This window comes from Streptomyces sp. f51 (genome assembly GCF_037940415.1).
Lineage (GTDB): Bacteria > Actinomycetota > Actinomycetes > Streptomycetales > Streptomycetaceae > Streptomyces.
The window spans coordinates 5,777,053-5,799,923 of record NZ_CP149798.1 but is presented as its reverse complement, the minus strand read 5'-3'; the positions used below and the strand labels follow the sequence as shown (position 1 = coordinate 5,799,923).

Annotated in this window: 18 protein-coding genes; 5 read left to right on the top strand and 13 right to left on the bottom strand. The window is 72.5% G+C overall.

Annotated features, from left to right (window positions below):
• Positions 1 to 41 precede the first annotated feature (41 nt).
• Positions 42 to 1,199, bottom strand: coding sequence for an ATP-binding protein (locus tag WJM95_RS25230; protein WP_339132070.1), 1,158 nt, complete (start codon positions 1,197 to 1,199; stop codon positions 42 to 44).
• 95 nt (positions 1,200 to 1,294) lie between these two features.
• Positions 1,295 to 1,684, bottom strand: a complete 390-nt coding sequence (locus WJM95_RS25225; protein ID WP_339132069.1) for a cell division protein SepF — start codon at positions 1,682 to 1,684, stop codon at positions 1,295 to 1,297.
• Positions 1,685 to 1,859: 175 nt separating this feature from the next.
• Between WJM95_RS25225 and WJM95_RS25220 the strand changes: the two genes are divergently transcribed.
• From WJM95_RS25220 to WJM95_RS25210, 3 genes are all read left to right on the top strand, one after another.
• Positions 1,860 to 2,279 carry a TOBE domain-containing protein gene (locus WJM95_RS25220; RefSeq protein WP_339132068.1) on the top strand — a complete coding sequence of 140 codons (420 nt, stop codon included), beginning with the start codon at positions 1,860 to 1,862 and terminating at the stop codon, positions 2,277 to 2,279.
• Between the two features lie 227 nt (positions 2,280 to 2,506).
• A complete protein-coding gene (locus WJM95_RS25215) occupies positions 2,507 to 4,120 on the top strand; it encodes a hypothetical protein (RefSeq protein WP_339135834.1) in 1,614 nt (537 codons plus the stop codon).
• Between the two features lie 189 nt (positions 4,121 to 4,309).
• On the top strand, positions 4,310 to 5,101 hold the full coding sequence (locus tag WJM95_RS25210; RefSeq protein WP_339132067.1) for an SDR family oxidoreductase: 792 nt from the start codon (positions 4,310 to 4,312) through the stop codon (positions 5,099 to 5,101).
• Positions 5,102 to 5,419: 318 nt separating this feature from the next.
• On the opposite strand, the gene WJM95_RS25205 is transcribed toward WJM95_RS25210, so the two are convergent.
• The 9 genes from WJM95_RS25205 to WJM95_RS25165 form a co-directional block, all read right to left on the bottom strand.
• A complete protein-coding gene (locus tag WJM95_RS25205; protein ID WP_339135832.1) occupies positions 5,420 to 6,655 on the bottom strand; it encodes a VWA-like domain-containing protein in 1,236 nt (411 codons plus the stop codon).
• Positions 6,656 to 7,029: 374 nt separating this feature from the next.
• Entirely contained in the window at positions 7,030 to 8,304 is a 1,275-nt protein-coding gene (locus WJM95_RS25200) for a MoxR family ATPase (protein ID WP_339132066.1), read from the bottom strand.
• Positions 8,305 to 8,399: 95 nt separating this feature from the next.
• A complete protein-coding gene (locus WJM95_RS25195) occupies positions 8,400 to 9,830 on the bottom strand; it encodes a hypothetical protein (protein WP_339132065.1) in 1,431 nt (476 codons plus the stop codon).
• A 212-nt stretch (positions 9,831 to 10,042) separates the two neighbouring features.
• Positions 10,043 to 11,398, bottom strand: a complete 1,356-nt coding sequence (locus WJM95_RS25190; protein ID WP_339132064.1) for a hypothetical protein — start codon at positions 11,396 to 11,398, stop codon at positions 10,043 to 10,045.
• A 180-nt stretch (positions 11,399 to 11,578) separates the two neighbouring features.
• The gene (locus WJM95_RS25185) at positions 11,579 to 11,986 is read right to left on the bottom strand and encodes a hypothetical protein (RefSeq protein WP_339135830.1); all 408 of its coding nucleotides are present in this window, start codon (positions 11,984 to 11,986) and stop codon (positions 11,579 to 11,581) included.
• 454 nt (positions 11,987 to 12,440) lie between these two features.
• Positions 12,441 to 13,535, bottom strand: coding sequence for an LLM class flavin-dependent oxidoreductase (locus tag WJM95_RS25180; RefSeq protein ID WP_339132063.1), 1,095 nt, complete (start codon positions 13,533 to 13,535; stop codon positions 12,441 to 12,443).
• On the bottom strand, positions 13,535 to 14,059 hold the full coding sequence (locus tag WJM95_RS25175; RefSeq protein WP_339135828.1) for an SRPBCC family protein: 525 nt from the start codon (positions 14,057 to 14,059) through the stop codon (positions 13,535 to 13,537). Before WJM95_RS25175 ends, WJM95_RS25180 begins: the two co-directional genes overlap by 1 nt.
• A gap of 152 nt (positions 14,060 to 14,211) precedes the next feature.
• The gene (locus WJM95_RS25170) at positions 14,212 to 14,709 is read right to left on the bottom strand and encodes a helix-turn-helix domain-containing protein (RefSeq protein WP_339132062.1); all 498 of its coding nucleotides are present in this window, start codon (positions 14,707 to 14,709) and stop codon (positions 14,212 to 14,214) included.
• A 224-nt stretch (positions 14,710 to 14,933) separates the two neighbouring features.
• Positions 14,934 to 16,757 (bottom strand): N-acetylmuramoyl-L-alanine amidase, encoded by a 1,824-nt coding sequence (locus tag WJM95_RS25165; RefSeq protein WP_339135826.1) that lies wholly within the window; start codon positions 16,755 to 16,757, stop codon positions 14,934 to 14,936.
• A 551-nt stretch (positions 16,758 to 17,308) separates the two neighbouring features.
• Here WJM95_RS25165 and WJM95_RS25160 point away from each other — a divergent pair.
• Both WJM95_RS25160 and WJM95_RS25155 read left to right on the top strand, forming a co-directional pair.
• A complete protein-coding gene (locus WJM95_RS25160; RefSeq protein ID WP_339132061.1) occupies positions 17,309 to 17,962 on the top strand; it encodes a hypothetical protein in 654 nt (217 codons plus the stop codon).
• Positions 17,959 to 19,035: a hypothetical protein gene (locus WJM95_RS25155; protein WP_339132060.1), complete on the top strand. Its 1,077-nt coding sequence runs from the start codon at positions 17,959 to 17,961 to the stop codon at positions 19,033 to 19,035. Before WJM95_RS25160 ends, WJM95_RS25155 begins: the two co-directional genes overlap by 4 nt.
• A 159-nt stretch (positions 19,036 to 19,194) precedes the next feature.
• Here the strand turns inward: WJM95_RS25155 and WJM95_RS25150 are convergent, their stop codons facing one another.
• Positions 19,195 to 20,523, bottom strand: coding sequence for a class I SAM-dependent RNA methyltransferase (locus tag WJM95_RS25150; protein ID WP_339132059.1), 1,329 nt, complete (start codon positions 20,521 to 20,523; stop codon positions 19,195 to 19,197).
• 293 nt (positions 20,524 to 20,816) lie between these two features.
• The gene (locus WJM95_RS25145) at positions 20,817 to 22,865 is read right to left on the bottom strand and encodes an APC family permease (protein WP_339132058.1); all 2,049 of its coding nucleotides are present in this window, start codon (positions 22,863 to 22,865) and stop codon (positions 20,817 to 20,819) included.
• Between the last annotated feature and the right edge of the window lie 6 nt (positions 22,866 to 22,871).

The following is a 22,871-nucleotide window of genomic DNA, read 5'->3' as shown; positions in this document are numbered from 1 at the left end:
GCCTTCCCCACCGCCCCGGACCACCGGCACGCCCGGCTCCCTCACGGAGTCAGGTCCACCACCGTGGCGCCGGCGGTCGCGGGCACCCGTGCTTCGTCGTGGACCGTGCCCAGCAGCCGGATGTGTCCGCGCTCGCACATCCGCGCCGCCAGCCGCACCAGTTCCCCGGCCTGGCGGGCGTCCAGCCCCCGGTCGAGGCCGTCGGCCAGGACGGTCAGCGACTGGAACGCGGACGGCACCTCGCCCGCCGGGTCGACCTCCAGGACGCCGGGCCCGGTGAGCAGCACGAGGGCGAGCGCGAGATACCTCAACTCGCCGTCGCCCAGCAGCCCGAGCGGCGTACGGACGCCGTCGCCGCGGTCGAGGAGGGCGCGGACGGTGCCGTCGCCGAGGACCTCGGCCAGCACGTCTGTGACCGGACCGGCGCACCCGGCCTCGACCGCGCCGACCAGGTGGGCGTACCGCCGGCCGCACTCCGACCTCGTACGCCAGAGGACTTCGGCGAGGTTGCCGCAGCCGCGCAGCAGCCGGCCCGAGCCGAGCGGAACGGGGGTCCGCATGGAGTCCGGGTCCGGGTCGCAGACGTACACGGACCGCAGGGCGAGGACCATCTGCTCGGCGGCGGCCAGGACTTGACGCTCTCCGGCGGTGCGGCCGGCGACGCGCAGGGGCAGCAGCGCGGTGCCGAGGCGGTCGTCCGGGAGCGGGACCCGCGTCACCGAGGACGTGCCGCCCGTGTACCAGGCCGCCTGGACGCACGGGCGGCCCGGGTCGCGCAGCGCCGTCTCCAGCAGGGTCCGCCCGCCGGCCGACAACCGCTCGCCCACGACGCGCAGTTCGGGCTCGACCTGGACGGCGACGTCGAGCCGGACCGGGCCCTCGGGTCCGTCGACCGTGCAGCCGATCCGGAAGCCACGGCGCTGCTGGGCATCGGCCCGGGAGCGCTCGGGAACGCAGGCGACCGGGTCCGGGAACACCTCGGAGAGCCCCGCCCCCGCACCGAGCCGCGCCAGCGCCTCGTAGGCCCGCAGCGCGGTCGTCTTCCCGCTGCCGCTGGGACCGGCGATCAGGGTGAGCGGTCCGAGCGGGAACCGGACGCGGCGGTGGGCGGCGAAGGCGGCGAGCCGCAGCTCGCTGACGCCCGGGCGGACCGGACGCGCCTCCACCGCCGTCGGGGCTTCCGGAGAGGACAGAGTCATATGCCGACGGTAGGGCGCCGGCGTGAGGCGAACCGTTACGCCCGGGGGACCTTCCTACGATCGGGGGACGGGCCCCCGATCAGGGACGGCGGCGGTCAGAGGCCGGGAACGCCGACCCCCTCCATCAGGCCGCGCACCTCGGTCCCCGGGGGCGTCAGCAGGAATACGTTCCGGTCGACCCGGTGCATCCCGCTGGCGAGCCCGAAGACCACGCCCGTACTGAAGTCCAGGACCCGCTTGGCGACGTCGGTCTCCGCGCCGGTCAGGTCGAGGAGCACGGGGATGCCGGACATGAGCGTCTCGGCGACGTCGCGGGCGTCCGCGAAGACGTTGACCCGCAGAACCACGAAGCGGCGCCGCGTCTCGGTCTCGGCCTCGGGGATCGACCGGTGCCGCACCGCCGACGGCCAGGCGTCCCGGCCGCGCAACGGAACGACCTGGGCGAGCCCTTCCCACTGTTCATCGGTGACGTCGTGGCCGCTCATCGGTCCACCCCGGCCTGGCTCGCACTCGTAGTCTGCACCGGGCAATTCTTACGCATGGTCACCCGTTCGGCCCAACAGCGACACGGTCGGCGACCCGGACCCGGATCCGTCGCGTGCGGCAAGCTACGCATATACGTCCCTATCCCTCCCGTCGCACAGCAAGCGAGGCCTCCTCATGAGCCTGAGCATCCGCAATCAGCTCCCCGGCACCGTCACCTCCGTCACCCCCGGTGAGGTGATGGCGACGGTCAAGGTCCGGCTCGACGCCGGAGGGGAGATCACCGCGGCCGTCACTCTGGAGGCCGTACAGGAGCTCGGCCTGACGTCGGGCTCGACCGTGCGGGCCCTGGTCAAGTCCACGGAGGTCTCCCTGGCGACCGGGCCGGTCGACGGGCTGAGCATCCGCAACCAGCTGCCGGGCACGGTCACCGGCGTCACCACCGGTGGCGCCATGGCCAGCGTCAAGGTCCGGGTCGCGGGCGGCGAACTGACCTCCGCGATCACCCGGGAGGCGGTCACGGACCTGGGCCTCGCCACCGGTTCCGAGGTCGTCGCACTGATCAAGTCCACCGAGGTGTCCCTGTCCAACGCCTGACGCGGCCGGCCCCGGCCGGCACGCTCTTACTCGCCTCACACCCGACTCTTCACGTCCCGTCGAGCGCCGCTCACCAGCCGGAATTAGCGTATGGGGCCGTGTACTCGGCAGAAATCAAGCCGGCGCCGACGCGCCGCCAGGTCCCTTCGACGGTCACGTCCGGCGGGCCGGTCACGCGCTGGAACCCGGACGAGGCGCCCGCCCAGTGGCACCGCGTCCTCACCCTCCTGGCCGACATCAGCCTGTTCATCGGTACGCGCCCGCTGTGGGCGCAGGCAGCGAGTCACCGGCTCCTCGTCGCCGCGATCATCTCGCTCTGCTACGCCTCGATCCTGGCGACCGGCGTCCTGACCCTCGTGGTGCGCCGGGGCCGGTCGCTGGCGCGGCTCGACCTCGTCGTCCTGCTGACGGCCGTGACCCTCGTCGTGTGCGGACTGGTCATGAACCACCAGGGCAGCGACGAGTCCGTCCTCACCACCCAGGCCGCCCACGAGTTCATCGCCGGCCACCAGGTCTACGGCCGCCCGTGGCCCTGGCTCTTCGGCCACGGCGTCGCCCTCACCGCGACGATGAACGGCGGCTACGACTACACGTACGGCTATCCGCCGCTCGCGCTGATGCTCACCGCGCCACTGCTGTGGGTCGGACACGGCTCGACCGCCGCCACCATGGTCGGCACCGGGGCCGTCATCACGGGCGCGGTCGTCATGTGGCGGATGCTGCCGGTGCCGTGGCGGTCCGCCGCGACGCTGGCCTGTCTCGGATTCGGTCTGCTGCCGACGTACGCACGGCTCGGCTATCCGGCGATCCTCGCCGGCGCCCTGCTCATCCCGGTGGTGATGGGATGGCCGCGGATGGGCCGCGGCGGCCGGGGCGACATCGCGCGGGCCGTCTGCCTCGGTGCGGCCTGCGCGGCGCAGCAGCTCCCCTGGTTCCTCACCCCGTTCCTGCTGGCCGGCGTGTACGCGCTGCGCCGGGGCGACCTCGGCGCGCGGGCGGCGGCGATCGCGGTCGGCCGGATCGCCGGCATCGCCGCCACCACCTGGCTGCTGATCAACGCGTACTTCATCGTGAGCGAGCCGCGCTCCTGGTTCTCCGGGATCGCCCTGCCCCTCACCCAGGACGCCGACATGCACGGACAGGGGCTGGTCGGCATCTCGCTGTACCTCACCGACGGCAGCGACCGCCTGGCCTGGTACGCACACGCGAGCCTGCTCCTCGCGGCGGCACTGCTGGCCCTGTTCGTGCTGTTCGTGCGGCGGCTGGGGCCCGCCGCGACGGTGCTGCCCTGGTGCGCGTTCTATGTGGCGACCCGTTCGCAGGACGGCTACTACCTGCTGATGACGCCGCTGTGGGTGGCCGCCGCGATCACCGCGCCCTGGGAGTCCTTCCGCCGGGCGTGGCAGCCACGCCCGGCCTTCCTGCGCGGTCCGCACCGGCGCGGGGCCCTGATGGCCGCGGTCGTCCTGCTGCTGGCCCCCTCGGCGGCGGCGGTGACGCTGGCGGCCACCGGGTCACCGCCGCTGCGCATGCAGGTCACCGAGGCCCACCGGACCGCGCACACCCTGACCGGACTCACGGTCGGCGTCACCAATCTCGGCGACGCGGCCCTGAGCCCGCACTTCACGCTGACCACGGGCCAGGGCATGAGCCGCTACTGGTCGGTGAGATCCGGCCCGTCCACCTTGGCCGGCCACGCCTTCGGCCGCTACGAACTCCGTCCCCCCGACGGCAGGTTCCCGATCCCACGGGCCGGCGTACGCATGCGGCTGCGGGCGGTCTCGCCGACGCCGATGACCCTGTCGAGCACGGACCTCCACCTGCCCCTGACCCAGCCCTGAGGAGGCGCCGCCCCGCCGCGGGGCGGCGCATCGGTGCGCGCGGCTGTTCTCCGGGCGCGGCGCGTGCTGGAATGTCCCGTCGCCCGTCGGGGAGCGGACCCGCGCACCGCGGGGATCCGCACCGGATTCCCGCCGGGCGGGCGTGGTCGTGAAGGTCAGCGTCGCCGAGTCCACGGGACAGTGATGTCGATGTCGCACGCATCGGATTTCTCGCACCGCGAGGGTGTCGCGTTCGTGTCGGGCGGCACCGGGGGCATCGGCGCCGCCGTGGTGCGGATCCTCGCCGAGCGGGGCAGTGACGTGGTCTTCACGTATCGCTCCGGCCGGGAGGCCGCCGAGGCGCTCGCCGCCGCGCTGGCCAAGGAGTTCGCGGACCGGAGCCGCCTGGTACGGGCTCTGCGCCTCGACCTGAACGAGGAGCGGGCCGTGGCCGCCGCCGTGAGCGGGACGGCCGCGGAGCTCGGCGGCCTGCACACCCTCGTCCACGCCGCCGGCCCGCAGGTACCGATGACGCACCTGAGCAGGGTCACCCCGGGCGAGTTCCGGACCCAGCTCGACCTGGACGCGGGCGCGTTCTTCAACCTGGCGCATCCCGCGCTGCCGCCGCTGCGGGAGAGCCGGGGCAGCCTCGTCGCCGTCACCACCGTGGCCACCCGGAGGTTCCCGGTGCGCGACGGGCTCTCCTCGGGACCCAAGGGAGCGGTCGAGGCGGTCGCCCGCGCCCTGGCCGCCGAGGAGGGTCGCTACGGCGTCCGGGTCAACTGCGTCGCCCCCGGCATGCTGACCGACGGCATGGCCGCCCGTCTGATCGGTTCCGGTGAACTCGACGAAGCGGCACTGGAGATCACCCGCCGCAACACCCCGCTGCGCCGCTTCGGCACCGCCCGGGACGTCGCCGAGGCCGTCGCGTTCCTGGCCTCGGACCGCGCGGGCTTCATCACCGGCCAGGCGCTCGGCGTGGACGGGGGATACAGCGTGTAGGACGTCCCCGGGGGCCGGGCGGCGACCGTCGCCCCCAGGGGCCGGCCGGCGACCGTCGTACGCTCGACGATCCCCGGCCACCGGGCGAGCACGCAGGACGCCGGGCGAGCACGCAGGCCATCCGGCGGGCGGGCAGGACGCCTGGCGGGCCGGGCGGCGGTCAGGCAGGCCGGCAGGCAGGCGGGGCAGGCCATCCGGCGGGCGGGCAGGCCATCGGGCGGGCAGGCCGGCCGTCGATGTACAGGCCACGAGGTGCCCCGGCCGCCAGGCCGTCAGGCGGGCGCGCAGGCCACGAGGCATCCCGGCCGCCAGGCGGTCCTAGCCGATCTCCACCACCCGCGCCCAGGCCGGCGGTGCGTCGGGGACGTAGTCGGGGTCGTCCTCGTCGTACGAGGAGTCCGACCAGGTGCGGGAGAAGAGGCCCACGACCGTCCGGCACGGCGGGCGCTCCGCCGGCCAGGGGGTCTGCCCGTCGGTCAGGACCACGACGACGTCGGGGCGGGGCCGTACCCGTAGCGCCGCGGCGAATCCCGAGCGCAGGTCCGTGCCACCGCCGCCCAGGAGCGGAATGCCCTCGGCCCGGCACAGCGGGTGCGCGATCCGTGCCGCCGCGTCGCACGGGACCACGGTGACCAGGTCGCGGCGGCCGCCCACCGCGCGGGAGATCGCCGAGACCTCCAGCAGGGCGCTGCCCAGCTCCGCGTCGCTGACCGAGCCCGAGGTGTCGATGACCACCGAGACCCTCGGCGGTCTGCGGCGCAGGCTCGGCAGGACTACGCCGGGCAGGGAGGCCGAGCGGCGCGACGGCCGGCCGTAGGTGTAGTCCTCCCCCGCACCGGGCCCGGAGGCGGCGGAGCGCACGGCGGCCCCCAGCAACTCCCGCCACGGCTGCGGCTGGTGGAACGCCTCCTCCGCCCACCGCTTCCATCCCCTCGGGCTCCTCCCGGGGCGTGCCTTGATGCCCTGCGCGACCCGGAACCTGACCGCGTCGCGTTCCTGGGCGCTGAGGCCGTGCGCGCCGTCCGGCCCGAGGTCCCACTCCCGTTCGCGTCCGTCGGCGCCGCTGCCGCAGTCCAGCCAGGCCAGGCTCTCGGTGCGGGGGCCGAGCCTGAACTGGAGGAGGTAGTCCTCCATCAGCTCCCCGGACGGCAGCGAGAGGAAGTCCGGTGTGACGGCGCCCTCGGGCCGGACGAGCCCCTCACCGAACGCGTCGTCGTTGATCTCGCAGTCGGCGGCGATGTTCATGCGCAGCCGCTCCGCGGGGCCGGTGAGCCCGTGCTCGCGGGCGAACCGCTCGCTGCGGCCGTGGTGGTCGCGCAGCAGGTGCGACACCTCGTGCACCCAGACCCCGGCCAGGTCCTCGACCGGCATGCGGTCCACGAATCCGGGCGACACGTAGCAGCGCCAGTGCCGGTCGACGGCCATCGTCGGCACCCACCGGGACTCGACGGTGTGCAGGGCGAACAGGGCCGTCGCGAGGTAGGGCCGGGCCCGCGCCGCGTGCAGGCGGGCCGCGTACAGCTTGTCGAGATCCAGGGTCCCCGGCTCGCCCAGGTCCCGGGTCCCGGGCGGGGGCGCCGCCGATGTCGCGCGGGTCCCGGGCGTGAGCGCCGTCGTCGCCCGGGTCCCCGGCTCGCCCAGGTCCCCGACCCCCGGCGTGGGCACCGCCGATGTCGCGCGGGTCCCGGGCGTGAGCGCCGTCGCCGCCCGGATCCCCGGCTCGCCCAGGTCCCGGACCCCCGGCGTGGGCACCGCCGATGTCGCACGGGTCCCGGGCGCGAGCGCCGTCGTCGCCCGGATCCCCGGCTCGCCCAGGTCCCCGACCCCCGGCATGGGCACCGCCGATGTCGCGCGGGTCCCGGGCGTGAGCGCCGTCGTCGCCCGGATCCCCGGCTCGCCCAGGTCCCCGACCCCCGGCGTGGGCGCCCTCATCGTCGTGCCCCGGCGGCGGCCGCGACGCGGGCCGCCGCGTCGTCCGCGCGACGGGCGACCGCCACCGCCCCGGCCAGCCGCTCGATGGACGCGGGGACGTCCCAGTCCTCCCGGCGCAGCGTCGCGAGCGTGGTCGCGGGCACGACCACCAGGTCCGGGGCGCCGGTGTCCAGCGCCCGTACGAGCAGGGTCCAGGCGGCGTCCCAGCGGTCCTTGCCGGGCCGCTCGCGGACCGCGGCCACCACGCCGTCGAGGACGGCCTGGCGCAGATCGCCCCGCTCGGGCAGGACGGCGCCCGCCGGGTCGGCGAGCAGGCTCTCGGGGTCGGGCAGGTCCATCCGGTCCACGCTCGCCAGCAGTTCCAGCCCCGGACCGTCGCCCACGGCACCCCTGACCAGCAGGGAGAGCACCTCCCGTGAGGATCCGGCGGCATGCGCGAAGGCGATGAGCCTCAGGGTCGTCTCCCAGCTCCGGGGCGAGGGCCAGGCGCCGCCCCTGCGGGTCTCGCCGCTGGGCAGCCGGTGGACCAGTCCGGGGCGTGCGGTGAGGAGTCCGCACACCGCGCGGCGGGCGAAGTCCACGGCCGCCGGGAGGCGGTGCGGGTCGAGCCTCGGCAGGGTCGCCCGGGGCCAGGTGCCGCCGAGTCCCCGGACGACGACCTCGTGGTCGTGGGCCCACTGGAGATGGACGAACCGGTTGGCCAGCGGCGCGCTCAGTTCCCAGCCGTCGGCGGCCGAGGAGCGCGGGTTCGCGGCGGCCACGACACGTACACCGGGCGGGAGTTGGAGGGTTCCGATGCGGCGCTCCAGCACGAGGCGGAGCAGCGCGGCCTGAACTGCCGGTGGAGCGGTGGACAGTTCGTCCAGGAACAGCAGCCCACGGCCGGCGCGTACGAGCCGCACCGCCCAGTCCGGCGGGGCCATGGGCACGCCCTGCTCCGCGGGATCGTCCCCGAGGACGGGCAGCCCCGAGAAGTCGGAGGGTTCGTGGACGCTGGCGATCACCGTGGTCAGCGGCAGGTCCAGGGTCTCGGCGAGCTGGGTGAGGGCGGCGGTCTTGCCGATCCCGGGTTCGCCCCACAGCAGTACGGGCAGATCGGCGGCGACGGCGAGGGTCAGCGCCTCCAGCTGCGTGTCGGGGCGCGGCTCGGTGCCGGTGTCGCGCAGCAGCGCCGACAGGGCGTCGGCCACGTCGAGTTGGGTGGCATCGGACAGGTCTACGACGGTGTCGGCGACGTCGGACCGGTCGGCAATGGGGTTGATTGTGGGCATGTCTGATCACCTTTGGGTTCATGAACGGCACGCCTGGGCGCGGCACTTGGCCGCCGGAGCGGTCAAGTGGCGTTCGGCGGGCGGTGGAAGGGAGGTCAGCGGCGGGTCGTGTCCCGCGGGTGGGAGCGGTGGTCGCGGGGGCGGGCGGGCCCCGGTCCGAGTTGGTCGGGTCCGGGACCGGAGAGCCCCGCTCTGAACAGTCCGTAGGTGACGCGCCGCCGCGCGGCGGCCCTGAGTTCGTCCCGCAGGGCGCCGTCGCGCAGCACCGCCTCGGGGCCGAGCAGTCCCTCGACGACGGCCAGCGCGCCGGCGGTGTCGCCGTGGCGCAGCCGTTCACGGACACCGTGGAGACAGTGCGGCCGCCGGTGCGCCTCGTCGATGACGCGCAGACAGGGAAGCGGTGTGCCGGTCAGGGCGACCAGCAGCTCCTCCCTGCGGATCTCGTCCGGATCGTGGTCGAGCGCCGCGAGGACGCCGTCGACCAGGCCGATACGGTGCACGGCTCCCCGGCATTCCACGAGGCGCGGCGATCCGGCCGGGTCCGCGTTCCGGGGGGCCGCGGCCGGAGTGTGGTCCGGGAAGAGCGCCGAGGCGACCAGCGGGTGCAGCCGCTCGGTCCCGACGGCGCCGGCGCGGAGCAGCGCCAGGTCGGGCAGCACCCAGGTCGCGGCGTCGGGCAGCACCGGCACCGCGGGGCCGTCGCCGGTCCCGTCGGCGGGCGCGGCGGTGATCCGCAGTGCGGGCGGATCCGCGCCTTCCGGGTCCGCGGCCAGGTCCAGGAGGAGCCACCGGCGGGTCCCGAGCCGCACGGTGACGGTGCCGCTCGTGCGCCCCTCGTCGCGCAGCAGGATCGCCGCCTCGTCCGCCCACCGGCCGACCGCGCAGCCGAGGTCGGCCGGCACCGGACCCGGTGGGTCCCCGTTCCCCGGACGAGCGCCGTCCGCCGGCAGGTCGGCCCCGGAACGGACCCGCAGTTCACCGGTTCTGCGGGTGTCCCACAGATGGCGGTGCAGGTCCAGGCGGTGGCGCCGGCTCGGACGCGGATGCGGGTGACGCCGGGCCCCGGTGTCGCGGGACAACCGGTCGCGGGAACCGCCGTCGGCCGCGTCCCAGAGCGCGAGGCCGATGCGCTGGCCGCCGTCCGCCCAGGCGGGCGGAGTGCGGACCACGAGGTGCACGGGACGTACGCCGTCGCGTCCCGCGCCTTCGTAGCGGGCCAGTGTGATGGTGAGACCGGGACGCAGCAGCCCGTCGGGCGCCACTCTCGGCAGGTGCCAGCGCAGCAGGTCGGGAGCCAGATGCCGGAGATCGCGGCGGACCCGGGACATGAGTTCGCGGCCGTGTGTACGGGCCGACGAGCGCAGATCGAAGTCGAGGTCGACACCGGCGGCGGCGCAGGCCCCCGCCCAGTCACCGCGCAGCCGGCGGGCCGTCGCGGTCTCGATCATGGAGGGCGGCACGGCGAAGTCACGCACGCGCGGCCAGAAGGAGAGGGAGGAATCCTCGTACGCGGTCGAAGTGAGCATCAGCACTCACCTTGCGCGGACGGGTCCTCCGATCTGATGGGGGTGGAAGTCGTCATCGGGGGGGAGCGTAGCCCGGTGCCGATGGTCTGTCAGGCGGTTTTCTCCCGCGTACGGATCCGGCGTCCGCCGACGGGGGTCGGGGGACGCCGGATCCGTGGTGCGGCGGGGTGCCGCTGGGCGACGGTGGTGGTGGCTTCGGGAGGGGCCGCCGGTCAGGCCGGGCTCTTGTGCACCGGTCCCGCCGCCCCGCCGCCGGGTCGCGCGCCGGTGAGATGCGGGGTGCCGTCGTCGTCGAGGAACTCGACCACCGCCAGGGCCAGCAGGGCCAGGACGGCGATCCAGACGGTGACGACGGCCGTGGGGTAGTTCCACACCAGCAGAATCACGACGGCGACCACGACCACGGTCCAGTTGAGCCACGTCTTGACCCGGTGCACCCACGCGCCGACCGCGCCGAGCTCGACCCCGGTCGCCGTCCGCACGGCACCGATACCGCCGGTCCAGGCGGCGCTGACCCGCCTGGCCGCCCGGCCGCTGCCGGTCAGCCACGCGGCCAGCGCCACGATGACGCCGAGGGTGATGATCAGGCGTACCGAGGTCCGCAGATAGCGCACCAGGGTGTCGAAGACCGACGCGGCGGCCGGCTGGGAGACATCGGACGGGAGACCGTCGAGATAGACCGCCCGGAAGATCCACAGCGCGATGCCGAGGACCGCGGCCCCGGCCGCCACCAGGAGCGCCGCCGTGACGAGGGCTCGGCGCCTGCGGACGGCGAGCAGCACGCCGGCGGCCGCCAGCAGCAGGGTCAGCACCGGAAGCCAGAACCCGACCAGTTCGAGCAGGCGGTAGAGCTTCTTGGCCTTGCCGATGGAGTCGGACGTCATCACGGTGAAGTCCGTGTGCACCTGGGGGATCTTGGCCGCGACGGTGAGTCCCCTATCGACCAGGGACGTCTTGACCTGGTCGATGACGGGGGCGAGGTCGATGACGACGGCGTCGTTGGTGAGCTTCACCGCTCCGCCGCCCTTGCCCGTGAGCGCCTTGTCGACGGCGGCGTGCGCCTTGCGGTTGAGCTCCGTCCACAGGGTGGCGAACGCCTTGCTGCTGACGAACTTGAGCGCCACGGTGTGCACGAAGTCCGTGAGGCCGCTGGTGATCGGACCGCTGAGCGGCCCCAGGGCCTTGGTCAGCCGCGGCCGGTCGGCGGGGGCGACGGACTCCAGGAGCGTCTGGACGTCGACGCGCTGCATCACCGCGTCGGTCACCCGGTTGGCGACGGCGTTCTGGACGTCCGGGTCGGAGGCGAGCGGCTGCATCGTGGACACGTACCGGTCGGTGTTCCCGATCAGATCGCTCGACCAGGCCGCCACGGCGCTCAGCGGGGTGAGCAGGGCCGCGAGGAGGACCAGCACGACCGCGAAGGAGGACCGTACGCGGTGGTGCTCGCGCCGCGGCGCGCGCTGTTCCAGTTCGGCGACCCGGGCCCGCAGTTCGGCGATCTCACGCGAGTCGGCGCCGCCCGTGCCGCCACCGGGCGCGGCGGCGCCGCTCATGTCTCCGGTGCTCACGTCGGCACCGGATCGTCGGTCGTACCCGCCGCGCCGTGCGCGGGCAGACCCGCTCGCGTCCGGTCGGTCACGTCATCCATGGCGTGTCTCGTTCCGCTCGGTCCGGTTCAGGGGGTTCGACGGCACTGGACAGCCCTTCCGCGCGGCGCTCGCTCGGCGGAGGCCGGAGGGAGGGGCGGATCAGCGCGGGTTCCGGACGTCGGGCCGGTAGGTGGCCAGGGCCCAGATGACGAAGACGTCGATGGCCAGCAGGATGACCGACCAGATCGGCGCGTACGGCAGGAACATGAACTGGAAGAGCATGCTCAGCGAGGCCAGCACGATGCCGGTGACCCGGGCCCATTTGGCGTCCTTGAGGATCCCCCAGCCGGTGACGGCGGCGATCACGCCGAGGATCAGCAGGATCCAGCCCCAGCCGGTGAGGTTGATGCGGTAGACGTAGTCGTTCACGCGCGCGTAGACGTCGTCCTTGGCTATCGCGGAGATGCCCTGGAGGATGTTGAGGCCGCCGTTCACCAGCATGAGGACACCGGCGAAGGTGACTCCGCCGGCCGCCCAGCCGCTGCTGCCCGAGGGGGGCGGCCCCATGCCGCCCGCGGCCGGACCGGCTCCTGACCACTGGTCTCCCCACAACGGCATGTCTCCGCCGCTGGGCTGGGATCCTGTGCCGCCTCCGGGCGGGGGGCCCGGGGGCCTCGAAGAATCCTGGCTCATGTTCGACCACCTCGCTGCGTGTCGGCCGCAGGCCGTCCCGGTGCCGGAAGCACCGGGGAGTTCGAGCGTCCGCCCGCCGCCTCGCGCCCGCCACGGGGGCACCGCCGACCGGGTGACGCCCGACAGGCGCCGGGGCCGACCGCAGACTGCCGGCCGGCCCCACCACGGGTGGAGTTCACGGTGGCACCGGCGACCACCGGCCGGCCCTGGACGGTTCGGCGATCACCGGCTTCCCCCGAACCGTTCGGCGCTCACCGGCCTCCCCTCGGACCCTCGGCGATCACCGGCCTCCCCGCGGACTCCCGGCGATCACCGCTCCCCCCGTCGCCTACTCGACGATCACCGGCTCCCCCGAGGACGCCTGAGCGGCGTTCGCCCTGTTCGCCTCCGCCACGAGATCCAACGCGCGCCCCAGCGTCGTGAGCCGCTCGTCCAGGGTGGTGCCGGCCGGGTAGAGACGGACGGTGTCGACCCCGGCGGCGCGCCAGACGCCCAGCCGTGCGCGGACCATCTCCTCGGTACCGATCAGGGTGGTGCCGAGGACCATCTCGTCGGTCACGAGCCCGGCGGCGCCCTCCCGGTCCCCGCCCTGCCAGCGCTCATGTATCTCGGCGGCGATCTCCGCCCAACCCTGCCTGCTGTAGGCGGCGTTGTAGAAGTTGGTGGTGGCGGAGCCCATCCCGCCGAGGCTGAAGGCGAGTTCCTTCTTGCGGCCCGCGACCATGGCGCGCAGCGCGTCCTCGTCCTCCGCGAAGGCCACTTCGGCGCCCTGGCAGACATCGAGTTCCGCACGACTGCGGCCGGCCGCCGCGAGGCCCGCGTCCAGATGGTCGAAGTACGCCTCCTTGGCGCCCTCGGGCACGAAGCTGGTGCCCAGCCAGCCGTCGGCGACCTCACCCGTCAGACGCAGCATCTTCGGCGAGAGCGTGGCGAGATAGACGGGCAGTTCGTGTTCGGCACGGATCGACATCCGCATGGGCCGTGCCTCGCCGCCGGGCAGCGGGATCGTGAACTCCCTTCCCTCGTACGAGAGTTTGTCCCCGGCGACGGCCCGTCGGACGATCTCCACGGTTTCCCGCATCCGGGACAGCGGGCGGGCGAACGGCACACCGTGCAGGCCCTCGATCACCTGGGGCCCGGACGGTCCGAGGCCGAGGAGGAAGCGTCCACCGGAGATGTTGGAGAGCGTGATCGCGGCCCTGGCGATGGCCGCCGGGGTGCGGGTCCCGAGCTGGATGATCCCGGAGCCGAGCAGCAACCGGTCGGTCCGTGCCGCCAAGTAGCCGAGCGGGGAGGGGGCTTCGGAGCCCCAGGCCTCCGCCACCCAGCAGATGTCCATGCCGAGCTTCTCGGCCTCGACCACGAAGTCGACGGTCTCCCGCCAGTCGCCGGCCGACGCCTCGATCGTCGTGGAGGTACGCATCACGCCTGGGTCCCTTCCGTGCGCTCGGCCAGCTTCCTGACCGCCGCGAGGGTGTCCGTCATGCTCCGCTCGAACTCCCGCAGCCGTACGAACACGATCTTCTGTTCCTTCTCCGGCATCCGGTCGATCGCGAACGAGAGCCCCGAACGGCCCGGGCCCATCCGCATCCACTGGGTCAGTTCCGTGCCGCCGCCCGCCTCCTCCAGCGCGAACCGCCAAAGGGCACTGGGGTGTTCGGGGTCGCCGACGGCCCAGGCGAACGCCCGGTGCGGCTCGCACTCCACCACGTACGAGGTGGTCTCCCACTCCCCCAGCGACTCGTGCCGGCTGCGCCCCACGAAGCGGGCGCCGACCCCGGGCGCCGTCGCTCCGTCGAGCCATTCGACCGACTGGAGCTCCGCGCTGAGGTCCGGCATCAGCCGGATGTCGGAGACGAGGTCCCACACCCGGCCCGGCGGAGCGTCGATCCGTGTCCCCACCTCGACGGTCGGCTGGTCCGCGTAGCGCGCGCCCGTCCACTCCATGAGTCTCCGGCCTTCCTTGTCGTCCCCCAGGAAGCTCACCCTCCCCAGGGCCCTGACCTTGAGAGTTGCGTAGATAGACTGACGTGTCAAGGAAAACCGCTCCCGGCGCCGAGGGCCGGGAACGGGAAGCGGACGCGCGGGCCGGGCCGCGCTCAGGCGGTGAAACGCCTCTGGATGTCCGGGCGTTCGGCCAGATGCGGCGGGTAGCCGGGGCCGAGCCGCGGGCGGGTGTCCTCGGCCGTCATCGGCTCGCCGCAGTCCGCGCACACGACCGCGGCCTCGCTCTCGTGTCCGCAGCGGTCGTGGTGGAAGACGACCGGCGGCCCCTGTTCGCCGCTGAGCCAGCGGTTGCCCCAGCTGTTCATGGCGGCCAGCACGCCGAAGAAGTCCCGGCCCATGTCGGTGAGCACGTAGTCGTAGCGCACCGGGTCCGTCTGATAGGCCCGCTTCTCCATGAGCCCCTCGTCGACCAGCCGACGGAGCCGGTCGGTGAGGGTGTTGCGCGCGATGCCGAGCTCCTGCTGGAAGGCGTCGAACCGCTTGATCCCGTAGAACGCCTCACGCAGCACGAGCGGCGTCCACCAGTCGCCCAGCAGGTCCATCGTGCGCGCGATGGAACAGGGCCAGTTCGCAAAAGAAGTCCGCCTCACGGGCCCAGCATACGAGGGTCTCGCAAACGGACCCAGCAGCTCGCAGCGGAGCCGACGCCGAGGGGCGCGGTCGGTACGGTCGTCCCCTGAGCGTCGGGGGGAGCTTGCCCGAGCGGCGTCTCCAAGGACGCGACCACCCGTGCCCGGCGCATCGAGGATGCGCCGGGCACGGGTGGCGTTTCGGGCAGGCCGGCGTGATGAGCAGCCGCCGTCCGGTGTCCGGGTCAGGAGCCGGTGGCCGTCACGTCCGACGAATAGACCAGCCCGACGCGGTGGTTGTACTGGATGGTGTACATCTGCTTGGCACCGATGACGACCGCCCCCGAGGTGAAGTAGTCGTCGGTGTTGGCCGGCGGCCTGGTGGCGACGTACGACTGCCCGGCGGGCACGGTGTAGTAGCTGATCGGCGCCTGCGTCGAGGGCGACAGGCCCGCGGGGTACTCGGCGCGGTCGGGGTAGCTCGAACCGTAGACAGCCACCGGCGCGGTGCCCGCGGCGGAGACCAGCGTCACGTCGTGCGCGGGCGTGGTGTTGGCACCGCCCGGGTTGTAGAACCACACCATGGAGCCGCTGTACCAGATCGCGGTCCAGTCGCCGTCGACGCCGGCCACCACGAACTGCTGCCCCGCCTGCGCGGTCGAGCCCCAGTCGCTGACGCGGTCGGTGCCGGCCGCGCCCTTGTGCACGGCCTGGTCGCCGAAGAGCGGGGCCGTGTCGCTGGGTTCGGTGCGCAGGAACACGAAGTTGGACGACTGCTGCTGCTCGGTGCACGCCGGGGTGGCGCCGGTGGGATCGTCACCGGGGCAGATCTGCACGGTCTGCTGGTTGTCGGTGAAGCCCGGCGTGATCGTCACCGCCGACCCGACCGGCCCGACGCCGTGCTCGCCCGCCACCGGGGCGCCGAGCAGGCTCATCAGGTGCTCCCAGTCCCAGGACGTACCCGGGTCCCAGTGCATGCCCGCGACGAGGCTGGAGTTGGGTCCGGCGACATTGTCGTGGCCGATGATGTGCTCACGGTCCAGCGGAATGCCGAAGCGGTCCGAGAGATAGCGCACCAGCGAGGCCGTGGCCTCGTACTGCGCCTCGGTGTACCAGGTGCCTCCGTGCGCCGCGTAGCCCTCGTGCTCGATGCCGATGGAGTGCAGGTTCGTCGAGTAGTTCCCGGCGTGGAAGGCGATGTCCTTGGTGGGCACCATCTGCGTCACCGCGCCGTCCGAGGCCCGCATGACGTAGTGCGCGGAACTGCCGCCCGCGTTCTGGAACGTCGCGATGGCCGACTCGTACGACGACTCGGTGTCGTGGATGACGATGGTGTCGATCCGGATGCCGTTGGCCGGACGGTTGGAGACCTGGCCGTTGGACGAGGCCGCCGGCACGAAGGTGCAGGAGACCTCCGGCGGACACTCGGTCGCCGTCGTCGCCGCGACACCGGCCAGGGAGAGCTTGCTCAACTGCCCTGTCGCGACACGGACCTTGCTGTCGGCGCCCAGCGAGACCCGCTGGCCGTCCTGGGTCCGGCGCGTGGCTCCGGACCTGACGGTGGCGAAGACACGGTCGGCGAACGCTGCGGCGCTCCGCTTCTGTGCCGAGCCGCTGTAGCGGGCCACGGCTCCGTACCACTGCCCCGCGTCCGCGGACCGGCCACCGGACAGGGTCCGCTGGTAGGACGCCAGAAGCGCGGCACCGCCCGCGATGTTCGCCGCGGGGTCCTCACGCAGCTCGGCGGGGCTCAGCCCGGTGAGCTTCGCCGCGGCCCGCAGCGTGTGCAGGGCTGGATCCTTCGCCCGGTCGGCGAGATCACCCCGCCCGACCGCTCCGGCCGGACCGGCGGCCAGCATGGCGGGGGTGACGTCGGTGAGATGCATGGGACCGTAGCCGCCGCTGGTGCTCATCTGCCCGGAGTGCGCGTCCCACGCCGACTCCTGGTACGCGACGGCCAGCAACACCCTTACGGGGACGTGGTACTTGGCGGCGGCGACCGCGAAGGCGTGCTGCCTCGCGCCCGATCCGGACGGGGCGGGGGTACCGGCCTGCGCGGCCGTCGGCACCAGGGCCGTCAGGGCCCCCGCGGTCAGCGCGCTCGCAGCGGCTAAACCGATCAGCCGACGACTGGCCCCACGCTTACGGGCAGCTATGCCCGCCGTTCTCTTCGTCTTCACGTGTTCCGCTACTCCAGGGCGAACGGGAAGGAATCAACGGCCCACCACCGAAGGCGGAACCGATGACACTTCGGTATGGAAAGGAGGGAAGGGAGGGAAATCCAGAGATCCCGCACGAGGAAATCCCCGAAAGGCTTCCACCGACCTAAGGTACGCGGCGCTTCGCGGACGCCAGCACCCGGTACAGCGCACTGACGGGCCAACACGCAGCGATACGGACACTCCTGACGTTGCATCAACAGTGAGTAGGCGGCAGCCCACGCGGTGATTCGGACGAGCCGAGGCCAACTCGGCTTTGCAGAAGAACAGCGACCGCGGCGACACCGACCCAAGTAGACCTGCTCTGTCCCCTCCTGACGGAATCCCAACTGGTGTCACCACCCGCCTCACGGATAGCGTGGATTCACTTGAGCAACCCCTCGCCTCAACAGGAGACCCCAGTGAACCGCCCCGCCCTGCTCGTCGCAGTCGCACTCACCGCATCCACGGGACTGCTCCTGACCGCCTGCGGCTCAGGAGGGAGCACCGACTCGGCGTCGGACAAGATCAAGGGCGCGGACAGCAGCGGCGCGAAGGCTTCGGCGAGCCCCTCCGCTCCGACGTCAAAGGACCGAGCCGGTCGGCCGAGGATCACGCTCCCCAAGGAGTTCCAGGCGAACTTCGAGGGCTGGACCAACAGCGACCCGAAGCTCCAGGCGATCCTGGACGACGGGCGGGAGGAGCTGAGGTCGGAGTACGCCGCAGTCATCGAGGCGGATCTGAATTCCGACGCGGTGGCGTTCTACAACTCGGACGCCACCTTGGTCACAGCACACAAGTGGATCAAGCAGTTCGTCGACGACGACGAGAGTCTGATCGGCAGCGTCACAGCCTTCGACCCCCAGGTGCACATCAACGACACCGGCTCGGGCGTGCTCTTCTACTGCGTCGACGAACGCAAGGCGTCCACGAAGAACCGCAGGACCGCGAAGGTCACCACCACCGCCAACAAGCCCGAGAACGTGATCCAGTACCGCAACAGGCTGGACAAGAACCCGCAGGGCGTTTGGAAGACCACCTCCTCGACGGTGGCTCCGGGAGCCTGTGGCCGATGAGCTTCGCAGCGAAGGCGTGCACGCTGTTCGCCACGTCGGTCTGTGCGGTCGTCCTCTCCTCCACAGCGGCTTACGGCGCCATCGGGGATCAGGACAACAAGCCCCCTTCTTCGACACCTTCCGGCGGCGTATCCGGCAGCACACTGAACGCCAAGGCCACCGCCACTCAGATCAAGGTCACGCCGGTGAGCGGTGGTGCCTCGGGCACCTCGCCCAAGCCCCTCGCCCCCGTGGACCCCAACTGGAAGCCCCCCGCGTGCTGGTACGAACCGGTGGCCACGCCGCAGGCCCTCAAGGCGGCGGTGGGCCGCCTCAAGAAGAACCCCGACTCGGACCTGGTGCCCGTCACTCCCAGTCTCAGCTGGGGCGAGGACCTGATGGTGGACCACTACGAGAAGGGCAAGGCGGAGAACGGCAGCGGGGACGGCTACGACAACTACAACCTCGGCAAGGACGGCATGTTCTGGCGCGGAGTGATCAACCAGGACAGGGCGAACGACCCGGAGTCGTACGACTGCGAGGACACCCTGTTCTGGCAGAACGCCAGGACGCTCCCCGCCAACAAGCACGCCCCCACCCCTGAGGTCCTCGCCGCGTACGCCTACGACAAGATCAAGGTCCCGGAGACGGAGATCGAGGTGAAGCCCGCCACCGAGGCCACGGTGAACCTGCCGAGCTGGGTGTGGCTGGACAAGGGCACCTTCAAGCCGGTCAAGGTCCGCGCCGAGCTGACGGCCGCGGGAGTGTGGGCGGAGACGACGGCGAAGCCGGTCGCGCTCCATCTGGACCCCGGTACGGACGACGCCGAAACTTCCCCCGCCTCCGGTGACTGCACGATCAACGACGACGGCTCCATCGGTACCCCGTACACCAAGGGCGAGGCCGGCAGCACCCCGCCGTGCGGCATCACCTACCTGCGTGCCACGGCCGGGAAGCCGTACCGGCTGAGCGCGTCCATCACCTGGCAGATCTCCTGGCAGGGCAGCGGCGGCGCGGCCGGCGACCTGCCGGACGGCACGTTCGAGACCACCCAGGACATGAACGTCCAGGAGATCCAGTCCGTCAACCGCTAGGCCACTCGCTCGCGGAGGCTGTGGAGGTCACGGGAACAGTGCGCGTGAGCGACCTGTTCCCGTGACCCTCTGATGCCGGTAGGTGAGCTGCGGCCGGGGGCGCTGTAGGCGCGGGCATCTACCCCGCCCGCAGGCCCCCGCAAGCCCGGAGACCCCGCATCAGCCGGACTTCTTCACCGGCTCCAGAATCGCGACGCACTCCACGTGATGCGTCATCGGGAACAGGTCGAAGGCCCGCAGGGTCCGGACCTTGTAGCCGCCGTCGCGGAAGTACGCCAGGTCGCGGGCCAGGGCCGCCGGGTCGCAGGCCACGTAGGCGATCTTTCGCGCGCCCAGGGACGACAGGTGTTCCACCGTCTTCTTGCCGGCGCCGGCGCGGGGCGGGTCGAGGACGATGATGTCGACCTCGGTGATGCCGGTGCGCGGGAGGACCGCCTCGACCTTGCCCTGTTCGATGCGGACGCGGTCGAAGCCGGCGAGGTTGTGCCGGGCGTCCTCCACCGCGCGCTTGCCCGACTCGATGCCGAGGACCGCGCCCTGGTCGCCCAGGCGGTCCGCGAGGGCGCCGGCGAAGAGGCCGACGCCGCAGTAGAGGTCCAGGGCCATGTCGCCCTTGCGGGGCAGCAGGCCCTGCATGACGGCCTTGACGAGGGTGTCGGCGGCCATCGGGTGGACCTGCCAGAAGCCGCCGCTGCCGACCCTGTGGGTGCGGCCGTCGGCGCGCTCGCGCACGAACGCGCGGCCGTGGACGCGGTGGATGCCGCCGTCCTGTTCGGCGACCCGCATCACGGAGACCGGCTTGTCGAGTTCGACGAGGGGCAGGCGGGCGCCGGGGCGGGGCTCAAGGATCACCATGCGGTCCTGGGAACCGGTCGCGGCGATCGCCTCGACGGCCTCCATGCCGGACCAGTCCCGCTCCTCGATACCGAGCTCGGTGATCCCCGGGGCGGCGATCATGCAGCGCTCGACGGGCTCGACCTCGTGCGAGCGGTGGCGGCGCAGTCCGGCGTTGCCGTCGGGGTCGACGGCGTACTGCACACGGGTGCGCCACTGCGGCACCTCGCCCGCGGGCAGCTTGTCGCCCTCGGCGGGCATCACCGTGCCGTCCCAGCCGGCCTCCTCGGGGGTGAGACCCGCGAGGCGCAGCAGCTGCTCGGCGATGACCTCGCCCTTGAGACGGCGCTGCGCGCCCGGCTTGGCGTGCTGCCAGTCGCAGCCGCCGCAGCGGCCGGGGCCCGCGTACGGGCAGGGTGCCTCGACGCGGTCCTTGGAGGCGTCGATGATCCGCACGGCGTCGGCGCGCAGGAACCGCGCGCCCTCCTCGCCCTCGGTCACCCGGGCGACGACCCGCTCGCCGGGCAGCGCGTGCCGGACGAAGAGGACCTGGCCCTCGTCGGTGCGGGCGATGCAGTGCCCGCCGTGCGCGACGGGGCCGATCTCGACCTCGTACTCGTCCCCCACCAGCGACTTCTTCGGTTCTGCCTGCATGGTGGGGTGACTCCAGTTGAGAGGGGGGAAACGGCCGGACTGCACGGCCGGACAACAGCCGTCCAGTCTACGTGCTCACGGCACCGCTTCCCGCCTCGTCCGTGTCTCGCAGCACCCGGTCGCGTCCCGGTCAGGGTGCTAGCGGCACCGCTCCCCGCCCGGGTCAGGATGCTAGCGGCACCGCCCCCCGCCCGGGTCAGGGTGCTCGCCACACCGCCCCCCGTCCCGGTCACGGTGCTCGCGACGCGTCGCCCGTCCACCTCCGCGGGCTCCGCGACGCGCCACCCGTCCCGTCAGCTCTTCTGCGTGGGCTCCTTGGGCCGCTCCTGGGCCGGTCCCCGTCGCACCGCGCCCGGCGCGTTCCAGTCCTGCCGCCTGCGGGCGCGCAGCTTCGCGGCCTCGGAGGACTCGAGCTGGTAGGGCACGGAGGTGACCATGACGCCCGGGGTGAACAGCAGGCGGCCCTTGAGGCGCAGGGCGCTCTGGTTGTGCAGCAGGTGCTCGTACCAGTGGCCGACCACGTACTCGGGGATGATCACGGAGACGGCGTCGCGCGGCGACTCCTTGCGCAGGCCCTTCACGTACTCGATGACCGGTCGGGTGATCTCGCGGTAGGGCGAGTCGAGGACCTTCAGCGGTACGTCGATGCCGCGCCGCTCCCACTCGTCGCGCAGGGTCTTGGTCTCGGCCGGGTCGACGTTGACGCTGAGCGCTTCGAGGGTGTCGGAGCGCAGCAGCTTGGCGTAGGCGAGGGCGCGCAGGGCCGGCCGGTGAATCTTGGAGACCAGGACGACGGAGTGGACGCGGGAGGGGCGGACGCTGTCGTCGGTCGGTCCCTCGGGCGCGGCGAGCTCCTCCGCGACGCGGTCGTAGTGCTTACGGATCGCGGTCATGGTCGCGTAGAAGATCACCATGCCGAGCAGGGCGACCCAGGCGCCGTGCGTGAACTTGGTGACCAGGACGACGACCAGGACCAGGCCGGTGAAGAAGGCGCCGAACGCGTTGATCGCGCGGGAGCGGATCATGTGGGTGCGCTTGGCCGGGTCGGTCTCACTCGCCAGGTGGCGGTTCCAGTGGCGGACCATGCCGGTCTGGCTGAGAGTGAAGGAGACGAAGACACCGACGATGTAGAGCTGGATCAGTCGCGTGGAGTCGGCCCCGTAGATGATGACGAGCATGCTCGCGGCGCCGGCCAGGAGGACGATGCCGTTCGAGAAGGCCAGGCGGTCACCGCGGGTGTGGAGCTGACGCGGCAGGTAGCGGTCCTGGGCGAGGATCGAGCCGAGCAGCGGGAAGCCGTTGTACGCGGTGTTCGCGGCCAGGAACAGGACGAGGGCGGTGGCGGCGGCCAGCAGGATGAACAGGAAGCTGCCCTTGCCGAACACGGCCTCGGCGACCTGGGAGATCACCGGGTTCTGGACGTAGCCGGAGCCGACGGGCATGCCGTTGTGGATCAGGTCCGTGGCGGGGTTCTCGGCCATGCGGACATTGGTGGTCATGGCGAGGGCGATGATGCCGCAGAACATGGTGACGGCGAGCAGACCCATCGCCGCAAGCGTCGTCGCGGCGTTCTTCGACTTCGGCTTGCGGAACGCGGGGACGCCGTTGGAGATCGCCTCGACGCCGGTGAGCGCCGCACAGCCGGACGAGAAGGCGCGCAGCAGCAGGAAGACGAGGGCGAAGCCCGCGAGCCCCTGGTGCTCGGCCTTGATGTGGTAGTCGGCGGTCGGCGCGTGCATGGTGTCGCCGAGCACGAGTCCGCGGAACGCGCCCCAGGCGATCATGATGAAGACGCCCGCGACGAACACGTACGTCGGGATCGCGAAGAGCTTCCCGGACTCCTTGACCCCGCGCAGGTTCATCAGCGTGAGCAGCACGATGACGGCGACCGCGCAGAAGACCTTGTGCTGCACCACGAACGGCACCGCCGAGCCGAGGTTCTCGATGCCGGAGGCGATCGAGACGGCGACGGTGAGGACGTAGTCGACGAGCAGCGCGCTGGCGACGGTGAGACCGGCCCGCGGACCGAGGTTGGTGGTGGCGACCTCGTAGTCGCCGCCGCCGCTCGGGTAGGCGTGCACGTTCTGGCGGTAGGAGGCGACCACCGTGAACATCAGCACGACGACCGCGACCGCGATCCAGGGGCTGAAGTGGTAGGCCGACACGCCCGCGATGGAAAGGACCAGCAGCACTTCTCCGGGCGCGTACGCAACGGAGGAGAGCGGGTCGGATGCGAACACGGGGAGGGCGATGCGCTTCGGCAGAAGCGTTTCCCCCAGCCGGTCGCTGCGCAGTGCGCGCCCGATGAGGATCCGCTTGGGCACGTCGGTCAGTTTGGACACAACAGG